Annotated in this window: 13 protein-coding genes, 3 pseudogenes and 1 riboswitch; of the genes and pseudogenes, 8 read left to right on the forward strand and 8 right to left on the reverse strand. The window is 39.9% G+C overall.

From position 1 onward, the window contains the following. Nucleotides 1–27 precede the first annotated feature (27 nt). From EJF25_RS04955 to EJF25_RS04965, 3 genes are all read left to right on the forward strand, one after another. Nucleotides 28–1,197: a 1-deoxy-D-xylulose-5-phosphate reductoisomerase gene (locus EJF25_RS04955; protein WP_125040293.1), complete on the forward strand. Its 1,170-nt coding sequence runs from the start codon at nucleotides 28–30 to the stop codon at nucleotides 1,195–1,197. 192 nt (nucleotides 1,198–1,389) lie between these two features. Next, a complete protein-coding gene (gene rseP, locus EJF25_RS04960) occupies nucleotides 1,390–2,745 on the forward strand; it encodes an RIP metalloprotease RseP (RefSeq protein ID WP_125040294.1) in 1,356 nt (451 codons plus the stop codon). 35 nt (nucleotides 2,746–2,780) lie between these two features. After that, nucleotides 2,781–5,084: a GH92 family glycosyl hydrolase gene (locus tag EJF25_RS04965; protein ID WP_125040295.1), complete on the forward strand. Its 2,304-nt coding sequence runs from the start codon at nucleotides 2,781–2,783 to the stop codon at nucleotides 5,082–5,084. 201 nt (nucleotides 5,085–5,285) lie between these two features. Here EJF25_RS04965 and EJF25_RS25480 read toward each other — a convergent pair. Next, nucleotides 5,286–5,554: pseudogene (locus EJF25_RS25480) on the reverse strand (IS982 family transposase); the annotation flags it as partial. A gap of 125 nt (nucleotides 5,555–5,679) precedes the next feature. Between EJF25_RS25480 and EJF25_RS04975 the strand changes: the two are divergent. Next, complete coding sequence (locus tag EJF25_RS04975) at nucleotides 5,680–7,197, forward strand: right-handed parallel beta-helix repeat-containing protein (RefSeq protein ID WP_125040296.1); 1,518 nt, start codon at nucleotides 5,680–5,682, stop codon at nucleotides 7,195–7,197. Nucleotides 7,198–7,353: 156 nt separating this feature from the next. Here EJF25_RS04975 and EJF25_RS04980 read toward each other — a convergent pair. Then, a pseudogene (locus tag EJF25_RS04980) lies at nucleotides 7,354–7,653 on the reverse strand (transposase). Nucleotides 7,654–7,769: 116 nt separating this feature from the next. Beyond that, nucleotides 7,770–8,648 carry a hypothetical protein gene (locus EJF25_RS04985; RefSeq protein ID WP_125040297.1) on the reverse strand — a complete coding sequence of 293 codons (879 nt, stop codon included), beginning with the start codon at nucleotides 8,646–8,648 and terminating at the stop codon, nucleotides 7,770–7,772. A 190-nt stretch (nucleotides 8,649–8,838) separates the two neighbouring features. Here EJF25_RS04985 and EJF25_RS04990 point away from each other — a divergent pair, with 190 nt between their 5' ends. From EJF25_RS04990 to EJF25_RS05000, 3 genes are all read left to right on the forward strand, one after another. Beyond that, nucleotides 8,839–10,209, forward strand: a complete 1,371-nt coding sequence (locus EJF25_RS04990; protein WP_235016723.1) for a DUF5690 family protein — start codon at nucleotides 8,839–8,841, stop codon at nucleotides 10,207–10,209. A gap of 39 nt (nucleotides 10,210–10,248) precedes the next feature. Further along, the gene (gene phnX / locus EJF25_RS04995) at nucleotides 10,249–11,037 is read left to right on the forward strand and encodes a phosphonoacetaldehyde hydrolase (protein WP_125040298.1); all 789 of its coding nucleotides are present in this window, start codon (nucleotides 10,249–10,251) and stop codon (nucleotides 11,035–11,037) included. A gap of 111 nt (nucleotides 11,038–11,148) precedes the next feature. Then, the gene (locus EJF25_RS05000; protein WP_125040299.1) at nucleotides 11,149–12,237 is read left to right on the forward strand and encodes a 2-aminoethylphosphonate--pyruvate transaminase; all 1,089 of its coding nucleotides are present in this window, start codon (nucleotides 11,149–11,151) and stop codon (nucleotides 12,235–12,237) included. A 439-nt stretch (nucleotides 12,238–12,676) separates the two neighbouring features. On the opposite strand, the gene EJF25_RS05005 is transcribed toward EJF25_RS05000, so the two are convergent. The 3 genes from EJF25_RS05005 to EJF25_RS05015 form a co-directional block, all read right to left on the reverse strand. Continuing rightward, nucleotides 12,677–14,071: an MFS transporter gene (locus EJF25_RS05005; protein ID WP_125040300.1), complete on the reverse strand. Its 1,395-nt coding sequence runs from the start codon at nucleotides 14,069–14,071 to the stop codon at nucleotides 12,677–12,679. 137 nt (nucleotides 14,072–14,208) lie between these two features. Continuing rightward, nucleotides 14,209–14,667 (reverse strand): anaerobic ribonucleoside-triphosphate reductase activating protein, encoded by a 459-nt coding sequence (gene nrdG / locus EJF25_RS05010; protein WP_125040301.1) that lies wholly within the window; start codon nucleotides 14,665–14,667, stop codon nucleotides 14,209–14,211. A gap of 57 nt (nucleotides 14,668–14,724) precedes the next feature. Then, on the reverse strand, nucleotides 14,725–17,118 hold the full coding sequence (locus EJF25_RS05015) for an anaerobic ribonucleoside triphosphate reductase (RefSeq protein WP_125040302.1): 2,394 nt from the start codon (nucleotides 17,116–17,118) through the stop codon (nucleotides 14,725–14,727). Between the two features lie 133 nt (nucleotides 17,119–17,251). Further along, nucleotides 17,252–17,442, reverse strand: a riboswitch (cobalamin riboswitch). A gap of 353 nt (nucleotides 17,443–17,795) precedes the next feature. Between EJF25_RS05015 and EJF25_RS05020 the strand changes: the two genes are divergently transcribed. Next, nucleotides 17,796–18,383: a hypothetical protein gene (locus EJF25_RS05020; RefSeq protein ID WP_125040303.1), complete on the forward strand. Its 588-nt coding sequence runs from the start codon at nucleotides 17,796–17,798 to the stop codon at nucleotides 18,381–18,383. 153 nt (nucleotides 18,384–18,536) lie between these two features. Here the strand turns inward: EJF25_RS05020 and EJF25_RS05025 are convergent, their stop codons facing one another. Beyond that, on the reverse strand, nucleotides 18,537–18,989 hold the full coding sequence (locus EJF25_RS05025; RefSeq protein ID WP_125040304.1) for an Imm44 family immunity protein: 453 nt from the start codon (nucleotides 18,987–18,989) through the stop codon (nucleotides 18,537–18,539). A gap of 681 nt (nucleotides 18,990–19,670) precedes the next feature. Further along, nucleotides 19,671–20,312 (reverse strand): annotated as a pseudogene (locus EJF25_RS25485) (RHS repeat domain-containing protein); the annotation flags it as partial. Nucleotides 20,313–20,434 lie beyond the last annotated feature (122 nt).

Genomic DNA, 20,434 nt, shown 5'->3' on the forward strand with positions numbered 1-20,434 from the left:
AAAAGAAAAAGAAGGAATTAGATCATAATGAATATAGAGAACGATAAAAAGAAAAAACAAATAGTAATTTTAGGCTCTACCGGTTCAATCGGTACACAGGCGCTACAGGTAATTGAGGAACATCCTGATCTGTATGAAGTCTATGCACTGACAGCTAATAACCGGGTGGAACTACTGATCGATCAGGCAAGGAAGTTTCAGCCGGAGGTGGTAGTGATAGCCAACGAAGAGAAATATCCTCAGTTAAAAGAAGCATTGAGCGATCTCCCCATCAAAGTATATGCGGGTACAGACGCCATTTGTCAGATTGTAGAGGCAGGACCTGTTGATATGGTGCTGACTGCTATGGTGGGATTTGCAGGACTCAAACCAACGATCAATGCGATCCGGGCAAGAAAAGCCATAGCATTGGCCAATAAAGAGACATTGGTTGTAGCCGGAGAGCTGATTAATCAGTTGGCACAGCAATATCGTACTCCGATTTTGCCGGTTGATTCCGAACACTCCGCTGTCTTTCAGTGTTTAGCGGGAGAGGTAGGTAATCCGATTGAGAAAGTAATATTGACAGCTTCGGGGGGACCTTTCCGTACTTGTACATTGGAACAACTGAAATCTGTGACGAAGGCACAAGCTTTGAAACACCCAAACTGGGAAATGGGAGCTAAGATCACAATCGACTCAGCATCTATGATGAATAAAGGTTTTGAGGTAATCGAAGCCAAATGGCTGTTTGGTGTGCAGCCCGGTCAGATAGAAGTAGTAGTACATCCACAATCCGTTATTCACTCGATGGTACAGTTCGAAGACGGTGCGGTGAAAGCACAACTTGGTATGCCGGATATGCGTCTGCCCATTCAGTATGCGTTCTCTTATCCGGATCGTATTTCTTCTTCTTTCGACAGGCTCGACTTTACTAAATGTACGAATCTGACGTTTGAACAACCTGATACGAAACGTTTCCGTAATTTGGCGTTGGCTTATGAAGCGATGTATCATGGAGGAAATATGCCTTGCATCGTAAATGCAGCCAATGAAGTGGTCGTTGCTTCCTTCTTAAAGGATGGTATCAGTTTCCTCGGTATGAGTGACGTGATAGAGAAAACAATGGAACGTACAGCTTTTGTATCTACGCCAACGTATGATGATTATGTAGCAACTGATGCGGAGGCCCGGAGAATTGCGGAAAGTTTGATCTAACGGCTTCATATCTTTCTCTTGGTGAGAAGGAATAGAGATATCTCACTGATAGATATTTCAGAGCTATCTCAGGTATGCCTGATAAAAGATATTTTTGTAGAGAAATAGATTAGTATTAATATAAATTGAAAGTAGCCTCAGGTTCTTCCCTTTAGGGAGATAGGATGAAAGAGGTTTTAAATTGTTGATTATATGGAAACATTTTTGATTCGTGCCCTGCAATTGATTATGAGCCTTTCGTTGCTCGTCATCATTCACGAAGGTGGGCATTTCCTTTTTGCCCGTTTGTTTAAGGTGCGTGTAGAAAAATTCTGCTTATTCTTTGACCCTTGGTTTACCCTCTTCAAGTTCAAACCCAAGAAGAGTGAAACTGAATATGCTATAGGATGGCTGCCATTGGGTGGTTATGTAAAGATTGCCGGTATGATAGATGAGTCTATGGATACCGAACAGATGAAGCAACCGGAAAAGCCATGGGAATTCCGTTCCAAACCGGCTTGGCAACGTTTGTTGATTATGGTAGGCGGTGTGCTGTTCAATTTCTTGCTGGCACTGTTTATCTATTCAATGATCCTTTTTGCGTGGGGTGACCAGTATATTAAAGTACAGGAAGTTCCCCTTGGTATGGATTTCAATGAAACAGCTAAATCTGTAGGTTTCAAAGACGGAGACATTCTATTGTCTGCTGACGGTGTTCCTTTTGTACGTTATGATGGTGATATGTTGAGCCAGATTGCTGACGCTCGTGAGGTAAGTGTGCTTCGTGGTGGCAAGCAGGCTTCTGTATACATTCCCGAAGATATGATGCAACGCTTGATGACGGATAGTATCCGTTTTGCTTCTTATCGTTTCCCGTATGTAGTAGATAGTGTGAGAGTTAATTCTCCGGCTGCACTTGCCGGTGTTCAACCGGGAGATAGCATTATTGCTCTGGATGGAAAACCTATTTCTTATTCAGACTTTAAAGAAGCAATGGCAGAACGTAAAAAGAATGAAGTTGCACTTCGTAAAGACAGCATTGATCCTCGCCTGATCACATTGACTTATGTGCGTGGCGGTGTGACAGATCATCTGACCATGCAAGTGGATACAGCTTATCTGATGGGTGTAAATGCTTGTATCGAGACTGAACGTCTTCTGCCAATGGTGAAGAAACAATATGGCTTCTTTGAATCTTTCCCGGCAGGAGTTGCTTTGGGGGTAAAAACACTGAAAGGATATGTAGGTAACATGAAGTACCTCTTCTCAAAAGAAGGAGCGAAACAGCTGGGAGGTTTCGGAACAATCGGTAGCATTTTTCCTGCTACATGGGATTGGCACCAGTTCTGGTATATGACAGCTTTTCTGTCTATTATCCTTGCATTCATGAATATCCTTCCGATCCCTGCATTGGACGGAGGACACGTACTCTTCCTTTTCTATGAGATTATAGCACGCCGTAAACCGAGTGATAAGTTTATGGAGTATGCTCAGATGGCTGGAATGATCCTGCTCTTCGGACTGTTGATATGGGCGAACTTTAACGATATATTGAGGTTCTTCTTCTAGCTTTTGAAGTAGCAATCGTGCGTGTCTAATTTACTATGAACAAAATAAAATATAGCTATATAGGATTATTGGGGTGTCTGTTAGTTGCTTTTACAATGAAGACGGAGCAGGCACGCCCGATAGACTGGGTGAATATCTTTATTGGTACTTCTCCCAGTATAACAAAGGCAGCTAACGCCCATGGAAAAGGTACGGAAGAATTAGGTCAAACGATTCCTGCCGTATTGACTCCTAATGGGATGAATAGTTGGACACCTCAAACACGATTGACGGAGAATAAATGTGTTGCTCCTTATTATTACAGAGATTCTTTGTTTTATGGTTTTCGTGCCTCTCATTGGATAAATGGGGGATGTGCTCAGGATTACGGTTCATACACCATTATGGGAATGAGCGGTTCGCTGAAATGCTTGTCCGGTGAAAGAAAGATTGTTTTTCATCATGAGGATGAAGTGGGTACACCTGCTTATTATTCGGTTCGTTTTCCTGATTCCCGGTTCTTGTCGGAAATGACAGCCACAGACAGAGCGGCTATATTCCGATATACAGTAGACAAAGAAGATTCTGTGTATGTGGTCATCACTCCTAATAATGATCATCGGAACGGATCTATTACTATCAATGTAGAAAAGCAAGAGATTAGAGGATACAATCCCGTTTATCGAATTTATCAGGGGATGGGTAAACCCGCAGGGTTTAGCGGACATTTTGTTGTCCGTTTCGATCATCCGTTTACTGTATATGGGGTATATAATGAGAAAGAGCGTTTGCAGAACGCTACTCAAATGGACCATATGCGTGAGTTGGGAGCCTATATTGGTTTTAAGCTGAAAGAAGGAGAGAAGTTGCAAGTAAAAGCGGCTACCTCTTTTACCAGTTCGGAAGCTGCGTCCCGCAATCTGGATGCAGAGATCCCCGGTTGGAACTTTGAAAAGGTACGTGTTGCGACCGAAAATCGTTGGAATAAACATCTGTCGTCTATTTCAGTAGAGACTGAAAATGAAACTGATAAAAAGATGTTTTACAGTGCTTTATACCGTTGCTCTATCTTACCAAGAATCTATAGCGATGTCGATGGGACACATCCTGCTTTTTCTTTAAAAGATTCGATAGTCAGTAATCCCTCTTTTGTATACTATGATGACTTCAGTGCATGGGATACTTATCGTGCGTTAATGCCTTTGGTACATTTGATGGATCCTGAGAAGGGGAAAGACATGGTCTCTTCTCTGGTTTCGAAGTATGAACAGGGAGGGTGGTTGCCTATTTTCCCTTGTTGGAATAGTTACACTTCTGCAATGGTAGGAGACCATGCAATTGCTATGATAGGCGATGCTATCATGAAAGATATTCCCGTTCACCATTTGGAAAAAGCCTATGAAGGAATGCGTAAGAATGCATTTGAATCTCCGGCTTCGCATGCAGATTATACCGATGGCAAGGGGCGCAGAGGTCTGACTTCTTATAAGAAGTATGGGTATATTCCTTTAGAAGATCCTGTAAAAGAAGCATTCCACACCGGAGAACAGGTATCGCGTACGTTGGAATATGCTTATGATGATTTCGTACTGTCTCAAGTAGCCGATAAACTTGGTAAGAGAGAAGATGCGGCTTTGTTAAGAGAAAGAGCATTAAACTATCGGAATGTAATTGATCCTACTACAGGTTATGCACGAGGAAGACATAAAGACGGACGTTTTATCGATTACTTTAATCCGTTTGTATTTGCACGATTTATTACTGAAGGGTATCCTTGTCACTACACTTGGTATGTTCCCCAGGATATTCAGGGATTGGCAAATATCATGGGAGGTAAAGATACTTTTGAAGCGAAACTGGACTCTATGTTCTCAGAAAACAGATATTGGCATGGAAATGAGCCTTGCCATCAGGTTGCTTATCTCTACAACTGGATCGGAAAACCGTTCAAAACTCAACAACATATCCGTCGTATCATGGAGGAAGAATACCTGCTGGACGTGGGAGGATTATCAGGAAATGATGATTCCGGGCAGATGTCAGCTTGGTATGCATTTGCGGCTCTGGGATTTTATCCTGTATGTCCCGGAGTTCCTGAGTATGCGATAGCAAGTCCTACTTTTCTTAAAGTGACGATGCGGTTGAAGAATGGAAAAACGTTTAAAGTCATCGCTAAGAATGCAAGTGAGAAGAATATCTATATTCAGTCTGCAACTCTCAACGGTAAGCCTTATACGAAGAATTATCTGAGACATTCGGATCTGATGAAGGGAGGTACACTGAAGCTTGTCATGGGTGAAAAGCCTTCTACATCATGGGGTAGTGGGACAGGAGACATTCCTTATTCCATTTCTAAATAGTGGGAAGGTTGCAATTACTTTGAATTTCGTTCCTTAAAGAAAAACTTGAGTTATAAGATTTTGTTTTATAGTGAGTTATGCTTTATAAGATAGAGCTAAATATTCATTATGGTGTGGGTATATATCCTCACCGACTGTTCTCTATTTAACGTGTGCACGATACTTTTTCTTAGCAGAATTTTGTCGGTTATGCTTATCAAAGACAAACCGGTTATAAGATACGCGATTGGGAAACGGATGTATCGGGTGTTGGCAAATATATTACAGATGGTAATGCTTGGAACATCGGAAACCACCGGAGTGAAACAAAATAAGGATGACCATTATTTCCGCATTGCTCATACGATTGGGCTTGTTACGATGTTTGCCTTCTTTAGTTTCAGCCAGATATTTTTCCTGTTGAGATGCAAATTCTTAACCAAAATCATCTTCCGTACAATAATTTCCGTAACTTTATCCTCAATAAACATAGTGATAATTGTTTAAATATTATAATTGAGCACTATGAATGTAATGATTCTAATTGCTATGTTTCTATTATTCAGATAGATAATTTATCTATTATATCAACTTACATTGTTTAAAAATCAAAAATATGAGAATTAAGTTTTTAATCGTAATTATTGTGATAATTGAGATCTTCTTTATTCCATGTTATGGAAAAAATGGGCAAAATTATTATATTGATGCACAGAATGGCAATGACCAAGCTGATGGACGAAGCATGCGAAGCGCTTGGAAGAGTTTGAAACGTATCAAAAAATTACATTTATGTGCTGGTGACTCCTTATTATTACGTAGAGGTTCTGTTTTTACTGATATTTTGGAGTTGTCAGCCGAAGGTAAAGCTGGAAAACCTATTGTTGTTGATGCCTATGGTAATGGCAGAAAGCCTTGTATTCAGGCACCTGACGCTTCGTTGTATGCTGTGTTGGTATACAATTCTAATTATCTTACCTTGCAGAATATAGAGGTAGTGAATACGGGGAAGGAACGTATGCCAAACCGTACAGGGGTAAAGATTCTTTGTGAAGATTATGGAGTATCGCATAACATTGTGCTTAACGCACTGGAAATACACGATGTGAATGGAAGTTTAGTGAAACAGGAAGGAGGCGGTTCGGGCATTTTGATAATAAACCAAGGAGAGAGAGTGATATCCACTTTTAACGCATTGACAATTGAAAATTGTGTTATTCGTCGTTGTGAACGTAACGGGATTATTTGGTCGGCTTATAGCGATCGTAATAACTGGCATCCCAATACTAAAACGATCATAAGAAGGAATCTGATAGAGGAAGTTCCCGGTGATGGCATCGTGCCAATAGGTTGTGAAGGCACTTTAATAGAATATAATCTGATGCGTAATTGTCCAGGCACATTGCCTCATAGTGAGGCAGCTGCCGGTTTCTGGCCATGGAGCTGTGATAATACAGTGATGCAGTTCAATGAAGTGAGTGACCATAAAGCACCTTGGGATGCACAGGGTTTTGATTCTGATTATAATTGCTATAATACGACAATTCAATATAATTATAGTCATGATAATGACGGAGGTATGGTCTTGATATGCAATTCGGGTGCTGATCCCGGTGTGGGAAATCAGGGAACGGTGGTGCAATATAATGTTAGCATCAATGATGCCATTCGTCCACGTGCCACTCGTAACGGTATTTTTTCTGCCAATATACATATTGGTGGTCCATGTAAGAATACATTAATAAGCCGTAATATTCTGCATGTCAATCCTAAAATAGCCTCATTTATTGATCGTAGTGTTATTACTTCTGATTCATGGGACGGTTATGCCGATTCTACGACTTTCCGGGAAAATGTGTTCTTTGTCCCTCAAGAATCAGAAATTCGTCTGACTCGTTCTACTAACAATATTTTTGAAGGTAATTATTATTTGGGAAATTTCAAAAAAATCCCGATTGACACATATGGTAAATATGTTTCTGCCTACTACAATACGTGTATCAGTAAAGATCCGCTAGGTTTTGATGCTTTGTCATTCCTTTTTGATACAGTGATTGTGGGTGACGGATCTGCTATATTGAAAGTCGTAAATAGTGAAGTGATTCATCACTTTTTTGAGGAAATGAAGAAATAATGTTTTCTCTTTTCATAGAATGCCACTCTTCATAACTTAAGGATTTACATTATTACTCGAGATGTTTTTTAGTAGTATTGTATTGTAAGATTCCTTTTTTCTTATTGGCTGTAATTCCTTAGGAAGAAAAAATAAATTAACGTGCTTCGATGTAATTCAAAACATTTGTAATTGCCCGTTATTGATGAATTTCACATCAATAGCGGGCTTCTTTTCAAAGAAACGGTAGACCGAAATTGTAGTCAGTGCATTGGATATAAAGTTGTTGGAGGAACGATGTCGGGAAAGCTCAATCTATGCAATATTCTTCAATTCGTTATTGACAGTTTCAATCAGTACTCTTTTTCTTAGCAGAATTTTGTCGGCTGTACTCATCAAAGATTTTTTTCTGTCGAGATGCAAATTCTTAGTAAAAATCACCTGCCGTACAATAAATCTCCATAACTTAATCCTCAATGAACATAGTGATAATTGTTTAAATGTTATAATTCAACACTATAAATTTAAATCCTTTTATCGCTATGCTCCTATTTTAAAATGAATCATTTGGTTATATCGAATCATGTTATTTGCTATATTTTCAACATCTTTTTCTCCCGTTCCAAATCCGTTTCATCCAGTTTCGGTGAAGGTACTGTACAGGTCTTGATGTAATCTCCTTCCTGGCAAGTATAATTGTAGTACACCTCCAATTCCGGTGTCAGTTCACCCTTCGGAACCAATTTACCTTCCATTTTCAGAAATTCATTAATGTCCGTACTATCTGATTGCTTTACCAAAACGATCCGTCGGGCTATTGGATTATGATTGTAATCCAGACAGAGATACAATCCTTTCAACATATTGGGGAATTCATAATGCGGAAGTTGCAGATAAATAGTGACCAGGGCAAATTGAGGTAAGTCCCTTTCGTTAAACATCAGGTATGAATTCTGATGATTGCTGATAATACCGCCTCCCCAATGAACGGATTTATAAGCATTAATCATGCCGACCTTCACATATTCACTGTTTTCGGAAGCACAAATCATGTAAGGTTCAATTTTTAGACTATCCGTTGAAGAGGAAAGGCTGTAACTAAGATAAATACCACTATAATTATAAACATCCTGTATAGATTCCTTCATCTCCATTCCAAGTAACTTGACCAAAGGATTTCCGTCTGTTTCACTTTGCTGTTCAGGTTCCATTTCGAACAATAGTAGCTTCATGGAACTTACATTATTTAATAAGCGTTTCTTGGAGACATTATTAACCAATGCAAGTGCTTCGTCTAATGCATCATCGGGAGTACGTGTTTTCAAGAAATCGATATAAGCAGGTAAAACGCTGGAGTATAAAGCAGACAATACACTTGGAGCCATGTCCACCCGATCAGCAATTTCTTTCATCTTTACTCCGCTATTGCGTAGGTACTCTATTCTTTTATATATATCTGTCAGTTCATCCATGATTTTGGTTGTCGTAATTTTGAATTATGTTGCAAAGGAATGACTGTTATATTATGTTCCTGTTGCATGAATATTACATTAATATTTCAATACATCAAAAGCGCGAAATATATAATATGATTCATTGAAATTCATTTTTTCACTGCTCACTGAGTCCTAATTTTGCACCGGAAACAAAAAACAATGTATTATGAATTTCAAAGAAAAACTGTCGCCCTCGGCACAAAAGAAACTTTCTGATATACTCTTTATCCTTTATGCAGGAGGAGCGGCGCTGCTATCTTACTCATTAGTTTATGCACTTCGCAAACCGTTTACGGCTGCTACATTCGACGGCATGGAACTGTTTGGCATGGATTATAAGATAGCAACCAGTATTATCCAGATATTCGGATACATGGTATCCAAGTTTGTCGGGATCAAACTTATTTCTGAGCTAAAGAGAGAAGGCCGCCTGAAATTCATTCTTGTATCCATTTTGGTTGCTGAACTCTCTTTAGTTCTTTTTGGATGTCTGCCTCAACCATTCAATGTATTGGCATTATTCTTTAACGGACTCTCTTTGGGATGTATGTGGGGTGTTATCTTTAGTTTCCTCGAAGGAAGGCGGGTGACCGATCTGTTGGCTTCCCTTTTCGGGCTGAGTATTGCTGTCAGTAGCGGTACAGCTAAGTCTATCGGACTTTTCGTAGTCAATACCTTGCATGTTAGCGAATTTTGGATGCCGGCTCTGATTGGTGTAGTAGCATTACCACTTCTGGCAGGATTAGGCTATCTACTCGATCACCTTCCCAAACCGACTGCCGAAGACAAAGCATTGCGAGTGGAACGAATCACCTTAAATAAACAACAACGTTGGGAGCTCTTCCGTAGTTTTGCCCCTGTACTGACACTGCTTTTCTTCGCCAACCTTTTCCTGACCGTACTTCAAGATGTAAAAGAAGATTTTCTTGTGAAAATAGTCGATGTGAATGCAGCAGGTTTCTCTTCCTGGATATTTGCCAAAGTAGATGGAATAGTGACTCTTATCATTCTGGCAGTCTTTGCATCGCTAGCATTGATGAAAAGCCATATTAAAGTGCTTTCCACTCTCTTGGCATTAGTCGTTGCCGGCGCTGTCACGCTTAGTTTCGTAGCTTTCAATTATCACACCCTGCAATTGTCTCCGCTAGTGTGGTTATTTATCCAAAGCCTTTGTCTCTATTTCTCTTATCTCAGTTTTCAGACTATTTTCTTCGATCGTTTTATCGCCTGTTTCCGTATTAAGGGGAATGTAGGATTTTTCATTGCTATGGTTGATTCCATCGGATATACAGGCACCGTACTAGTATTGTTGTTCAAAGAATGTTTTAACCCCGACCTTAACTGGCTCGAATTCTATAACACCATGGCGGGTACGGTAGGTATTGTCTGCTGTGTTGCCTTCAGTATCTCCCTTATATACCTGATTCAACGTTACAAAAAAGGAAGATATGAAGCAACTGCCATAGCCCCTCTGATCGATGAGAAGGCATGGTTAAAGAATGGTACAGTAAGGAAAGAAGAAGCATTGTCTTACTAATGAAAAATAGAATAATAAACAATTTATATATAAGCAAGAATGAAAAAGATTGAATGTATTATTATGGACTGGGCAGGTACGGCTGTAGATTATGGATGCTTTGCACCTGTTGCTGCTTTCATTGAGGCATTTGCCGAAAAAGGACTGTCAATTGACGTTGTACAGACTCGTAAACCGATGGGATTACCCAAGATTCAGCACATTCGTGAATTGTTGTCAATGTCTGAAGTAAACGAACAATTTGTCAATCGTTACCAACGTGCATGGACAGAAGAGGATGTTGTAGAGCTAAATCGTCTTTTTGAAAAGCACCTGTTTGCTTCACTTGAGAACTATACTGATCCTATTCCGGGAGTAATTCCTACTTTGGATAAGTTGCGTAGCGAAGGTCTTAAAATTGGTTCTACTACCGGATATACCCGCCAGATGATGGATGTCGTACTTCCGGCAGCTCAGGCAAAAGGGTATCGCGTAGATTATTGTGCCACTCCCAATCTGCTTCCTTCGGGACGTCCTGCTCCTTATATGATTTTTGAGAATATGACAAAGCTTGCTGTACCTTGTCTGGATACGGTAGTGAAGGTAGGAGATACAATCGCCGATATTAAAGAAGGTGTAAATGCTAAAGTATGGAGTGTAGGTGTAATTCTCGGTAGCAACGAGATGGCACTGACGGAGGAGGAAACGAAGGCCTTGTCTGCTACAGATCTGGAAGCTCGTATTGAAGAGGTAAAAGAACGTATGCTTGCTGCCGGAGCTTCCTATGTCATCCGTACAATGGAAGAACTTCCCGCTCTGATTGAGACAATAAATGCAAGGCTTAATTAACCTTTAGCCAATGCAGCATTTGTTTGAAAAATAATTAGTATGAGATTTATCTTTCAAAATAGATACTTTCCAACGAACTATATTCATTCACATTAAAAACAGAAAACGATTATGAAACCATATTTACTATTAACTCCCGGACCTCTCACTACTTCAGAAACTGTAAAAGAAACCATGATGACCGATTGGTGTACATGGGATGAAGATTACAACCTCGGTATCGTACAAGAATTGCGTAAAGAATTGGTAGGCATTGCCACCAAGAATACTGAAGAATACACTTCTGTCCTTTTGCAGGGAAGTGGTACATATTGCGTAGAAGCGGTATTAGGAGCTACCATTACCTCGAAAGATAAACTGTTGATCTGTAGTAACGGAGCCTATGGTGACCGAATGGGCAATATTGCTGAATATTATCATCTGGACTATGATATGCTGGCGTTTGAGGAGACTGAACCAATCTCTTTGGAGTATGTAGATGATTATTTGAGTAATAACTCGGACATTACCCACGTAGCATTTGTACATTGTGAAACGACTACGGGTATCCTGAATCAGATTAAAGAGCTGTCACATATCATCAAGATGCATGGCAAGAAGTTAATTGTAGACTGTATGAGCAGCTTCGGAGGTATTCCAATTGATGTAGACGAATTAAATATCGACTTCCTGATCAGTAGTTCAAACAAATGTATCCAAGGAGTACCGGGATTCGGTTTTGTTATAGCCCGCCATTCAGAACTTGTACGTTGTAAAGGCATTGCCCGTTCCCTCTCTCTGGACATTTACGACCAATGGGAAACGATGGAAAAAGGTCATGGCAAATGGCGTTTTACCTCTCCGACTCACGTGGTACGTGCTTTCAAACAGGCATTGACAGAACTGCTCGAAGAGGGTGGAGTAGAGGCACGCTATCAACGTTATTGTGAGAATCATCGTATCTTGGTAGAAGGTATGCGTTCTCTCGGATTCCAAACATTATTAGATGACAGCATTCAGTCTCCTATCATTACTTCTTTTCTTTATCCTTATGAAGATTTCAATTTCAAAGCTTTCTATCAGGCGTTAAAAGCCAAAGGATTTGTAATCTATCCGGGAAAAATCTCCAAAGCAGATACTTTCCGTATCGGTAATATTGGCGATGTTCATCCTGATGACTTCCGCCGTTTGGTAGAAGCAGTACGCGAAACGGAGTATTGATTTATTCGATACTGTTAGATAAAAACTAGGGATGAAGATGATGCAACGGATAGAGCACATTGCATACTTATCTTCATTCTTAGTTTTCTATTTTAGGGTGGAATGATAGAAGATCAATCATCATTAAAGTCCTCCTATCAATCGTTCTAGTATTAATAGACGTAATTATAAGTTTCGGTTCGTTCCACAGTTGTTTCCGTTCCGTTCCACAGTTGTTTCCGCTTCGTTCCACAACTGTGTTCGTTTAGTTCCATATGGGTGGAACGAATTGACTTAGGTTACAAATGTCAATAATTTGTGTAGTGAAGAAATAACTGATTAAGGTTACTTGCTGTTTCGGTCTTACATTATTGTTGTTTCAGCTTTGCATTATTGCTGTCTCAACCTTGCATTATTGTTGTCTCAGCTTTGCATTATTGTTGTCTCAACCTTATATCTATTATTTAAGAGTAGATGGTTGTGACAGCCTCAAACTACTGACAATTGCTGCAAGAACAGCAAATACACTTCCCACGATCAGACAAACCGAAGTGCTCCGATCTTGTATAACAAAGCTGAATACTAGTGCCACAATCGTAGTACCCGAAGTCTGTCCCAATAATCGTGCCATCCCAAGCATACCACTTGCTCCCCCAGAACGATTAGTTGGTGCGGAAGAGATAATTGTACTATTATTTGGAGTCTGGAACAGCCCAAATCCTGCACCACACAGCATTAAGCGTAAGATAATGCTAATATCGGATGATTCGGCAGTCAGGCTTGAAAGCGAGAACAGCCCGATGGCAAATAATGCCATACCAATACTTCCAAGTATTCCCGGATGAATACGTTCCACCAGGTTACCCGCTAACGGAGCAGTGACAAGTGTTGCCAAAGGCCATGGAGTAAGTAAAAGCCCCGTCGTCACTTCACTATGTCCTAACGTATTTTGCAGGAAAAACGGAAGAGATACCATTGCTGACATTTGAGCGATAAACGAACAAATAGACGTCAGAATAGACAAACGGAAAATGGGAATCTTCAATAAATCCAATGGAAGCAACGGAGTTGTTTGAGTTAATTGCCGACGTACATAATAAGTTCCGACAACTGCCAGCACAATCACTTGAATAAAGACAAAATCCATTTTCTCATGATGTGCAAAACCATCCAACGTATAAATAAGTAAACCGAAAGTCAATGCATTTGCTACCGCACTGATTGTATCGAACTTCCGTTTCGTCCGTTCTTCTTGACGGGGAAGATATTTAATGCCCAAGACTAATGCAGTAATTCCCAAAGGTACATTAATAGCAAACAGCCAGTGCCAGGAGGCTATTGACAGAATACCACTTGCTACTGAAGGTCCTGCGGCAGCCGATATTGCCACAACCATCGCATTAATTCCCATCCCTTGTCCAATTTTGTTTTTCGGATAGATATAGCGTAACTGTGCCGTATTTACACTAGTAATAGCCGATGCACTGAATCCCTGAAAGATACGGGCAATTGTTAATGTCCAGAAAGAGTCGGACAGCGCACAAATCAGTGAAGTAATACAAAACAAGCCGATTCCTGAAAGAAAAACCTTTCGGTAACCGATGATTTCTCCAAGCGAGGAGAAAGACAATAGAGATACGACGATAGCCAGCTGATAGCCATTGATGATCCATGTCGTCACAGCGGGAGAAGTCCCGAAGTCATGCGAAAGTGTAGGAAGTACGACATTGACTATATTGATATCAAGTACCGACATACAGAGGGCAAAACCGACGGAAACCACTGCCCAGATTCGTCTTGGCATTGGTAATCCGTCGGTTTCGTCTATTTGAGTTGGGTTGATTGTTTGTACCATAAAACTTATTATTCTAACACTAATTGTTGGTGCTATAAAAGTAAACAAAACAATGCTACAGCTGTTTCTGCATCCTTTGAAAAATAAGTTTTTTTAGCGCAGAACTTATCTCGCTACTTTAGAGTCCTCATGATGAATTATTTCAATCGCAGTATCCGTTGGTTGCCACTTCCCCGAAATTCCAGATAAGGAGAGAAGAGAGACTGATCGAAACGACCATCCACCAACACATCTATATAAGAAAGAATTGCATCCAGTTGAGGTTGTGATTTGATTTCCTCATACGTGTAACCTGTATAACACCATATGTTCATTCCGGTTTTCTCCTTTACTCTTTTCACAAGTAGTAGAAATGCTTCCGGATCGTAGAAAGGATCTCCTCCGGAAAACGTGACTCCATCCAGTAAAGGATTTTTTTTAATCTCCCGAATGATCTCATCAATACGGTCTTCTGTCAAGAGTTCTCCTGCTGTTGGATTCCAACTCTCCGGATTGTGGCAACCGGGACAGTGGTGAGAGCAACCGGCCAGATAAATAGAATACCGAATGCCTTCACCGTCTACAATTGTTTCCGGATAAGTACCTAATAAATGCATGCTAAGAAAAAATTAAGAACGGTAAAATGAGGAACGATGGACTGTTCCTCATTTCATTTAATTATGTTTTACTCGATCCATTTCCTCTGCCCGTTTAGCTGAGTTCCAGGAACTTAAATCCCCTGTCAGATAACCGGTGATACGACGCATACGGAGAATGCTTTCACTTTGGCAAACAGGACATTTGTCAAAGATCACCCCTTTATATCCACAATTGTGGCAAGTATCTACCGGGTGGTTGATGGAACCATAGCCAACACCTTCGTCGTGCATCACTTTGACGATCTTGACGATAGCGCGGATATTTTTCTGTGCTTCTCCATCCAGTTCCACATAAGTAATATGTCCGCCACGAGTGATGGCATGGAATGGAGCTTCACGTTTTATTTTCTCTACTATGCTGATCGGTTCTTTCACATCCACATGGAAAGAATTGACATAATAGTCACGATCTGTTACACCTTCAATCTTACCGTATTTGCGTCTGTCCATCTTGGTGAAACGTCCCGAAAGACCTTCGGCAGGTGTGGCAAGTACGGAATAGTTGAGGTTATATTTCGCTTTATATTCGTCTGCCACTTTATTCAGTTCCATGATGGCTTCGTATAACGTATCCCATGACTTCTGGCTGTGTCCATGACCTTTTCCATAAAGTGCAACCATAGCATTGTGCCCACCAATGAAACCAATACCGAGAGTACCGCTACGAAGAACGTCACCCACCTGTTCGTTAGGATTCAATGCACCGCCGCCTTTCCAAACATCGTTACCTATCATAAAAGGAAACTGACGTGCCAAAGCAGTACGTTGATATTGATAACGTTCGTAAAGCTGATCTGCTACCAGCGTAGCCATAGAATGTACGGACTCTATAAAAATCTCTTTTGCTTTCTGTTCGATAGCGTCTTTATTGCGTTCGTCATTTATCAGACTCTCGGCTTTGATGCGTGCTTCAATAGCCAAACGAGGCATATTCAGTGTAGTGAACGAGAGATTACCGCGTCCCAAAGACGACTTCTCACCGGCTACATTCTCGAATACCCGGGTACGGCAACCCATTGTTGCCAACTCATAAATGTAACGTTTCGGATCCTCTGCTTTCCACTTCTCGTTTTGGTTGAATGGTGTATCCAGAAACATAAAGTTCGGGAAGAGCGCCTTTGCGGTAGTTTGACAAGCCTTCAGTAGTAAGTCAAAGTTAGGAGTCTCATAATGTTCCTTTATTGCTTCCTCGAAGTTCTCCGTTTTCATTGCCTTCTCAAAGTCCTTTTCCGAATAAGACACCCCGTCTTTCACTTTAAAAATCTGAATCGGGAATACAGGAACCTCTCCACGTGTTCCGAGTCCTTCTATAGTTGCTTTCAGCAATTCCTCAATTACCATACGACCTTCGGCAGAAGTATCCGTACCGTAGTTGATGGAGCTGAACACTACCTGATTACCACCGCGGGAGTGCATCGTATTCAGATTATGGATAAAACCTTCCATCGCCTGATGAGTATCTTTCTGTGTCTGCTGGTAAGCTTTGTCGATGATACGGGCAAGATGTTCTTTATCTATATTGATTTGCAGGGCAGCCAGTGAAATACGTAACGTTTCACGCTCCAGTTCACTGGATTTGATAGAAGGAAGATATTCTTTAATAAGTGTCCGGATCGATTTTTCGTTTACCTGACTTCCATTCTCCATGTTTACATAGAAACTGATGAGTGACGCCAGATGTTTACGGAATGATTTGGCTACCCCTTTTGCCATGAAGAAGTCAAAAGCAGGAATAGCCTGACCACCATGTTGCTCATTCTGATTGGTCTGGAAGATAATAGTGGCTAACGTTGCATAGCTCTGAATACTTTGTGGTGTACGGATACTGCCGTTCTTAGTGCGGAACCCCCGTTCAAAGAGATCGTCCATATCATATTGGATGCAAGTCGTCGTCTTGGTAGGATAGTAATCAAGGTCATGGATATGAATATCTCCCAATAGATGTGCTTCTGCAAAACGTTTGGGTAATAGATATTTATAGGTATAGTCTTTTGTTACTTCCGAAGCGAATGTCATCATCTGTCCGGCAGGAGTATGACTACTCATATTTGCGTTACTCAGGTTCACATCGTTCTTGTCGATGGCTACAATACCATCCATTACCTGTTTCATCTGGGTTTTCTTGTCCCGTTCCGTATTCCGCCATTCACGATAGATGATATACTTTTTGGCGACTTCCGGACGAACTTTCATCAATTCCTTTTCCACTAAGTCCTGAATTTCCTCCACAGTGATGGTAGGAGACACAAACTGACTGATTACATTCATTGTGATGTCAGCAATCAATTGCTGCTCATCCCGAACACCTGTTGCACTGAATGCTTTACTAATTGCATTCTTGATCTTACTAATAGAGAAATCTTCTCTTTTACCATCCCGTTTGATGATACAAATTTCCGCGTAGTTCATAACTTTAACTCCCGAAAGTTTTAATTAAACATTGATTGATTAAAAGTAGAAATGAGCCGGAAATCGAAAAAAGAATCACTGAGCCATGACTCTATCAGCCATCTTTCCATTCTTCATTCTTCATCTTTCGTTTTTCATTTCCAAAGTTCCGGCAGGTCTTCTGACTTATCCCTCCCCCGCAGCGCCTTCCCACATCCATTGACGGATACAGTGACATTTGTGTGCGGATTCCTAGAGAATTACAGCAGCGGGTACTGTCGCTGATTTGCACAGCGTTCCCTCATGACTAAACCTCTTTTTAGTTCCGAAACCGGATACAAAGATAAAGGATAAAGTGATAGCCCGGATGACTTTTAACATTAAATTTTGGGAAACTTTTCTTTCTCTCTGATACGGAAAGTTTTCCGTTTTGGAAAACTTTTAAAAAATGATTTGGAGGAAAATATTGTATTTCTGACCTTTGTAGGTTTAAAATAGTGGTTTTGAATATAGAACTTGTGATACTGAGTGTATTTTCTTAAATACAAGCCAGTATCTTTTTTATATAAGGACCTTGTTTAAAGCACGTTCTATTTTTTAGCAGAGTAATCCTTTGATTTATACTCCAAAGTTATGAAAAAAAAACAATAAAAGAGGATTGTCCTCTTAAAAAACAGCCGATTGACACACATATACGTATGCGATGTTTATCGGTTTTGGAAGATGTATTAAATAATTTTTATGTTCCTTTTGCCCGGCAGGTGAGTGAACCTTATTCCAACCGGGAATGGAAACTGCTTGCTTCGATCATAAAACTACTGACATTCAGGATGGAGGAGAGTCTTTTAAAACCTTATTTTTCTTGTACGAATAGCAGGTGTAACTTCATTCGGCTTTTCGGTATGAAGAATTATTTCCGACTTGCTTTACCTCCGGATCATCCTTTTTGTATAGCTGCTCGTACGAATTGCCTGCATCAATTGGCTGATAAGTTGAATTGCTTTTTTGCCTGTCAGTCTACTCCTTGTTCTGTTCGTGAAGGAGCAATTCTTCGTCGGCTTAGAAGGATCTTTATCCATCAACTTCGAGTTAAATCTCAATCAGATTTATTCAAAGGTAAGCATAAACTACGGATCACAAAGGAAGAACAACAGGAATTGCAGAGACAAAAGAAGGATGAACAGCGAATGAAGCATATCAGTCTCTATCGTTATAATCCGCTTTCGCAGAAATATAAGAAAAAGAAAGAAGAGTTGCTTCAACGTATAGAAAAGGGAGAGTTGTAGGGGAGGTGTTTCTTTGAAGATTCCTAGAACTTCAAAAATACTTCCGGTAAGTAGAAAGTATCATACCAGAGTGAATTAAAAGCACTCTGGTATGATTTCTGACTAAAAATTAATTTCTATAAGAAGTAATTAGCGAGAATAGGCAAGTCCTAATTAGGGAAGACGAGATAATAGTTTGACCAGGTCAGACTTAAGTTGCTTCATGTTAGTATCCAGTTTTCTTCTTTTTATTACAGCTTCAAGCAAATCCATCTTTTGCATAATAGATACTTTGAGAAATTCATATCTTTCCTCTTCTGATTTGTTGAAGAAGTTCTCATCGGTTATGATGATAGGAATGCCAATTGCTTTCTCTTTTTTACGATAAGATTCAATTTCTTTGAAATATTTTAATTCGACAGGAGTTGGCTTTACATAAAACTCAAATAGAGCTAATTTTAAATCTTCTCCATAATCTACACTCTTTAATTTCTCCAATTTATTGTCTATACCTCTTTCCCCCCAAATATAGGAACTAACCAGATCTCCCATTTTTTTTAAATCTGGTGCTTTCAGATTTGGATCAAATCCAACTTTTAAAAAACATCCTAAAATACTATCGTCCATAATTTAATGCATATTTTTATTTAAAGGTCCTCGTTCAATTAAATTTTGTTGATACTCCCAATTCCAAGCTGCTTGTCTATTGGAAAATTGCTTTATTACATCCATCCTTTTACCTTTCATGAATGCTTTAGTATATCGTTTTTGCGGTATTTCTTGCGATGTAATGCCATTCTTCAAGAAAGTTCCATCAGTAGAATAAAGCTTATACCCCCATGTTGGTCTCTGACTTTTTAATGAATTCCCGTGTACAGCAGTTTTTACTATGTTTTCTGTTTTTGTTACCCCAACTCCTTTGGCCGCTGTCGAAATACTACGTTTCGTACCAATGCCAACTTTCATCGGCATAAACATAAGAGTTCCTTCAGCAACGGTATTCTCCCAGTTCTGCGGTTCTTTCATTTCCTGCCATGTATCCGAAACTTGTTTCGATATTGGAGTCTTTGCCAGGTATGAAATCTGAGAACCAATTGCATCTGTTGCATCTTGAATTCCTGATGAAAGATATGACCCAACTCCGTTATTATAAATATATTCAGTTTCTGAAGCCAGATCATTTATCATCTGTATGGGAGTATTCACAACAGAGGCTACGGTATTATGTACAAACTTAAATGCGTTAGTAAAGGTATTATTACCATATTCATATCTGCCAAAAGTTTGTAATAATGGGTCTCCTATTGACATTCCTGTTGGGTCTATAAATCTTATCGGGTTTCCCAAACAGTAACTATAGGGGCTACAACTATAATACTTTTCCGCCATCGGATCCACCACATGCCATCTACCTATCGCAGCATCATAATGTCTTGCTCCGTAATCATACCAATTCAGTCCGTTCTTTGTATCCAGTTCCTTACCATTATACTTATACGGTTGGATAGAAGATGTATTAGCAAACACACCTCCGAACGGATAGTAATGATTCACCTCTTCTACATTTCCATTTTGATCGGCTACCACACGATTGTTTCCTTGATAATCCTGCAAATAATAATGATACTTGTTGTCGTTCAAAGAGACAAAACCAGCTTCTGTCAATACAGTCTTAGGAGTTCTATTTTCAAAGATCACGCTACCGCAGTAATCGGTAGTAGTAGTGTTTCCTGCGATGGTATGTACAGCTCGTAGTTTTTTTCCTGCTGCATCATAGAGGTAAGAAATAGAACTTCCGCCTTCAAATTCAATACGGTCTGGTAAATTTAGGTAATTATATTGGATTTTGGTAATTTTTTTATTCAAATCTTTTATTAAATTACCGTTATCGTCGTAAATGTACTCTGTAGCCTGTTTTGAGTTGTCTTTAAATTCAAAACCATTGTTGAATGAAGGATGAACAACGAATGAAGCATATCAGTCTCTATCGTTATAATCCGCTTTCGCAGAAATATAAGAAAAAGAAAGAAGAGTTGCTTCAACGTATAGAAAAGGGAGAGTTGTAGGGGAGG

Source organism: Bacteroides faecalis (assembly GCF_003865075.1).
Lineage (GTDB): Bacteria > Bacteroidota > Bacteroidia > Bacteroidales > Bacteroidaceae > Bacteroides > Bacteroides faecalis.

Bases quoted from the DNA above. Each gene is read 5' to 3' on its own strand.
- EJF25_RS04955 (WP_125040293.1), top strand. From the start codon at position 28: ATGAATATAGAGAACGATAAAAAGAAAAAACAAATAGTAATTTTAGGC.
- rseP (WP_125040294.1), top strand. From the start codon at position 1,390: ATGGAAACATTTTTGATTCGTGCCCTGCAATTGATTATGAGCCTTTCG.
- EJF25_RS04965 (WP_125040295.1), top strand. From the start codon at position 2,781: ATGAACAAAATAAAATATAGCTATATAGGATTATTGGGGTGTCTGTTA.
- EJF25_RS04975 (WP_125040296.1), top strand. From the start codon at position 5,680: ATGAGAATTAAGTTTTTAATCGTAATTATTGTGATAATTGAGATCTTC.
- EJF25_RS04985 (WP_125040297.1), bottom strand. From the start codon at position 8,648: ATGGATGAACTGACAGATATATATAAAAGAATAGAGTACCTACGCAAT.
- EJF25_RS04990 (WP_235016723.1), top strand. From the start codon at position 8,839: ATGAATTTCAAAGAAAAACTGTCGCCCTCGGCACAAAAGAAACTTTCT.
- phnX (WP_125040298.1), top strand. From the start codon at position 10,249: ATGAAAAAGATTGAATGTATTATTATGGACTGGGCAGGTACGGCTGTA.
- EJF25_RS05000 (WP_125040299.1), top strand. From the start codon at position 11,149: ATGAAACCATATTTACTATTAACTCCCGGACCTCTCACTACTTCAGAA.
- EJF25_RS05005 (WP_125040300.1), bottom strand. From the start codon at position 14,071: ATGGTACAAACAATCAACCCAACTCAAATAGACGAAACCGACGGATTA.
- nrdG (WP_125040301.1), bottom strand. From the start codon at position 14,667: ATGCATTTATTAGGTACTTATCCGGAAACAATTGTAGACGGTGAAGGC.
- EJF25_RS05015 (WP_125040302.1), bottom strand. From the start codon at position 17,118: ATGAACTACGCGGAAATTTGTATCATCAAACGGGATGGTAAAAGAGAA.
- EJF25_RS05020 (WP_125040303.1), top strand. From the start codon at position 17,796: ATGCGATGTTTATCGGTTTTGGAAGATGTATTAAATAATTTTTATGTT.
- EJF25_RS05025 (WP_125040304.1), bottom strand. From the start codon at position 18,989: ATGGACGATAGTATTTTAGGATGTTTTTTAAAAGTTGGATTTGATCCA.